This window comes from Carnobacterium sp. (genome assembly GCF_032094055.1).
In the GTDB taxonomy this organism is placed as follows: Bacteria; Bacillota; Bacilli; order Lactobacillales; family Carnobacteriaceae; genus Carnobacterium_A.
In genome coordinates this window covers 39880-43464 of record NZ_DAMDAK010000007.1, presented here as the reverse complement: position 1 = coordinate 43464, position 3585 = coordinate 39880, and the positions used below count along the sequence as shown (strand labels likewise).

Here is a 3585-nt window from a genome sequence, read left to right as displayed (position 1 = left end):
TTGCGGGATGACTATGAAGTGACGGGAGTAGAATTGGATACTTTAGTTCAAGCAGCTTGGGATCAGCCAGGTGTTATCGGAGCCAGAATGACCGGAGCTGGATTTGGCGGATGTGCCATTGCGATTGTTGCTGATGATCAAATTGATTCGTTTGTTCAACAAGTTGGAAAAACATATGAAACGGAAATTGGTTATCCAGCGGAATTTTATATTGCTAGTATCAGTGATGGAGCAAAAGCGATAAAGGAGGCGTAAGAATATGACAGTTTTAGTATTAGGCGGAGCCGGCTATATCGGTTCTCATGCAGTTGATCAATTAGTAGATAGAGGATACCAAGTAGCGGTAGTGGATAACCTGCAAACTGGGCACCAAGAGTCTATTCCTGAGAACGTCCATTTTTATCAAGGAGATATTCGAGACAAAGCTTTTTTGAGCCAAGTTTTTGAGAAAGAAACGATTGAAGGAGTTATGCATTTTGCTGCGAATTCGCAAGTAGGAGAATCGATGAGAGAACCATTGCTTTATTTCAATAATAATGTCCAAGGTACGCAGGTTACGCTAGAAGTGATGCAGCAGTACGGCGTGAAAAATATTGTTTTCTCTTCTTCTGCAGCAACGTATGGCGAACCAACAGAGATTCCAATTATGGAAACAGCAGAAACGCATCCCGAAAGTCCTTACGGAGAGACAAAATTAATGATGGAAAAAATGTTGAAATGGTGTGATCAAGCATACGGTATGCGATTCGTCGCACTGCGTTACTTCAATGTTGCTGGAGCAAAATGGAACGGCAGTATTGGCGAAGATCATGATCCGGAAACGCATTTAGTACCGCTTATTTTACAGACTGCTTTAGGACAACGCGAAGAACTAGCTATTTTTGGAGATGATTATGCTACGCCAGATGGCACTTGCATTCGCGATTATGTTCATGTAGTTGATTTGATAGATGCACATATTTTAGCTTTGGAATATTTAAAAGCTGGTAATGAGAGTAATATTTTTAATTTAGGCAGCAGTACTGGCTTTTCAGTCAAAGAACTGGTGGAGGCTGCGCGGCAAGTAACCGGGAAAGAAATTCCAGCAAAAATTGAACCTCGACGCGCAGGAGATCCAAGCACATTGATTGCATCCAGCAAAAAGGCCCAAACCATTTTAGGTTGGAATCCTAAATTTCCAGATGTAAAAGATATCATCAGTTCTGCATGGCAGTGGCATGAATCGCATCCGATGGGATATCAAACGAAAAAATAAAAAGGAAGTATGTTATGGCTAAACGAGAAAACATCGATCAATTAATTACTGATTTTATTGAAATAGGAATACAACAAAGAGAGATCGATCCATTAGACAAAAATCTAAAAACGAATCAATTATTGCATTTACTTGGAAAAGAAGATTTTATTTCTGATCTGCCCGTCTCCCTTCTTTTACCAGAACGTCTAGCAGTCCTAGATCAATTGGTTGACTATGCAGTAAATGAAGGTGTGATCGAAGATTTTCCAGCTACGCGTGAGATACTAGAAGCTGAAATCATGAATTTGATTACTCCATTAACCTCTGAAGTAAATCGGCAGTTTTGGTCACGGTATGCTAGCAGCCCAAAACAAGCAACAGATTATTTTTACCATTTGAGCCAAGCGAATGACTATATCAAAACACGTCAAATCGCTAAAAATACTCACTTTGAATATGCCAGTCCATTTGGTCCACTAGAAATTACGATCAATTTATCTAAACCAGAAAAAGACCCCAAACAAATTGCACTAGCTAAACAAACAATTAATGCTGGATACCCGACTTGTCTGCTTTGCATGGAAAACGAAGGATATGCCGGACGCATCGATTATCCAGCAAGAAGCAATCATCGAATCGTACGGATGCCGCTAAATGATGAAAATTGGGGTCTGCAATATTCCCCTTATGCTTATTATAATGAACACTGTATCTTTCTATCTGCAGAACATAAACCAATGAAACTAGAAAAAGCAACATTTGAAAAAATTCTAGGAATCGTTGAACAATTTCCGCATTATTTTGTCGGCTCCAATGCAGACTTGCCGATCGTCGGCGGTTCCATTTTATCTCATGATCATTATCAAGGCGGGCGACACACTTTTGCGATGGAGAGAGCAGAAGTTAACTACTCTTTTTCATTAGAAGGTTTTTCGTCAGTTGAAGCAGGAATTCTGAACTGGCCCATGTCGGTCATTCGCTTGAAGAGCCAAGATAAAGCAGCTTTAGTTGATGCAGCGACACTGGTCTTAGAACAATGGCGGGATTATTCTGATGAAGAGGCCGGTATTTTATCGCATACAAAAGAAGTTCCGCATAATACGATCACACCGATTGCGCGTCGTAGTGGAGAGGATTTTGAAATAGATTTAGTATTGCGAAATAATCGAACATCGTCAGAATTCCCAGATGGTATTTATCATCCCCATCCTGATGTGCAGCATATCAAAAAAGAAAACATTGGATTGATTGAAGTGATGGGATTGGCTATTCTCCCCCCGCGTTTGCAAGCCGAATTGCAAGAAGTTGAACTCTATTTAAGAGATGAGCCAAATGAAATAGCTGCTTACCATCAAGAATGGGCTGATCAATTGAAAGAAAAAGCAACTTTTGGTGGTGTTGAAAATGTCCATCAATTTATTATGGAAGCTGTTGGAGAAGTGTTTTTACGTGTTTTAGAAGACGCGGGAGTTTACAAACAAACAGTTGCAGGACAAGCTGCTTTCAAGAAATTTATTCAGAGTTTATCCCATTGAGCTTTTTCACAGCTGAAGCTGCAATTAATTTCATTCAATAGATAAAAAAGTAGGAGGAGAACAGGTATGAAAAGGAGCAAACGCCTTTTTGGAGAAGTAGACGGCAGACCAGTTTATGAATATACGTTGGAAAACAGTCACGGTATGCAACTATCCATTATGGATTATGGTGCAGCCGTAACGGCAATCAAAACGCCGGATAAAAAGGGAAACGTTCAGAATATCGTTTTAGGATTTGACAGTGTCGCACCTTACGTTGTTTATCGGCCATTCTATGGAGCGACAATTGGACGAGTGGCGGGGCGCATCGCCGCAGGAAAAGTTGTTCTCGAAGGCAAAGAAGTTCAATTAATGGTCAATGAAGGAAAAAATCATCATCATGGAGGTATCCCTGCTTTTGAATCACGCTTTTGGGAAGTAGATGAAGCAGCAGAAATAGACGAAGCAGCTACTGAAGAAACATTAGTTTTTACTTATCTAAGCCCAGACGGAGAAAATGGGTACCCCGGGAATTTGACTGTTCAAGTAAAACACAGTTTGACCGAAGAAAATGAATGGAAAATTCATTACACGGCTACAACAGATAAAACAACTTTGTTTAATCCGACCAATCATGTCTATTTTAATTTAAGCGGAGATCACACAAAGGGAGTGCTGAATCATATGCTACAATTAGAGAGCGATCAGTATGCACCTTTGAAAGAAGATTCTATTCCAACAGGCAGTTTACTGGAAGTGGAAGGTACACCGTTTGATTTTAGAGAACCGGCACCATTGAAAACAGGCGTGGAAAGCGATCATCCGCAGACGGTA

General features: G+C 40.3%; 3 protein-coding genes and 1 pseudogene. All 4 read left to right on the top strand.

Annotation, left to right across the window (positions count from 1 at the left end; all coding sequences use genetic code 11):
- A pseudogene (locus tag RT405_RS02210) lies at positions 1 to 255 on the top strand (galactokinase); the annotation flags it as partial.
- A 4-nt stretch (positions 256 to 259) separates the two neighbouring features.
- Positions 260 to 1255: a UDP-glucose 4-epimerase GalE gene (gene galE, locus RT405_RS02205; protein WP_313467189.1), complete on the top strand. Its 996-nt coding sequence runs from the start codon at positions 260 to 262 to the stop codon at positions 1253 to 1255.
- A gap of 14 nt (positions 1256 to 1269) precedes the next feature.
- On the top strand, positions 1270 to 2772 hold the full coding sequence (gene galT / locus RT405_RS02200) for a UDP-glucose--hexose-1-phosphate uridylyltransferase (protein ID WP_313467188.1): 1503 nt from the start codon (positions 1270 to 1272) through the stop codon (positions 2770 to 2772).
- Positions 2773 to 2838: 66 nt separating this feature from the next.
- Positions 2839 to 3585, top strand: a 747-nt coding sequence (locus RT405_RS02195) for an aldose epimerase family protein (RefSeq protein ID WP_313467186.1), incomplete at its 3' end; no start/stop codon positions are given.